Below are 388 nucleotides of genomic sequence, written 5' to 3' on the forward strand. Positions count from 1 at the left end.
GACCCGCAGGCCAAAGACGATAACAAGCATTTCTCACTGGGCTTTAACTGTGGAGGTGGCACCACCGCCATGGCGTTGTGGGAGTGCATGCGCAGTTATATGGAGATTGGACCGGATGCAGTTGATGATCAGACTGCACGCTTCGACAGATCTAAAGGCATATGGGCCACCTATATGGACGACCTTATCAAGGCTGCGAAGTTGAGGGGTTGGCTTGTAACAGCATTTTGGGAAGGCTTCTGTGGGATTTTCATTTTTAACACGCTACTGATAGACGTACTTGAACGCTGGAAACTGAATCCGCCTCCAGACCTGACCTACCCCGCCATCATCGAATGGTCCAAACCCCTGCCGCCCGAGCAATGGGCCAAGCGCTCCCCCGAGCTGG

General features: G+C 53.6%; 1 pseudogene. It reads left to right on the forward strand.

Annotated features, from left to right (window positions below):
* Positions 1-388 (forward strand): annotated as a pseudogene (locus ACQRAX_RS25650) (hypothetical protein); the annotation flags it as partial.

The organism is Pseudomonas sp. UM16, assembly GCF_050312595.1.
Lineage (GTDB): Bacteria > Pseudomonadota > Gammaproteobacteria > Pseudomonadales > Pseudomonadaceae > Aquipseudomonas.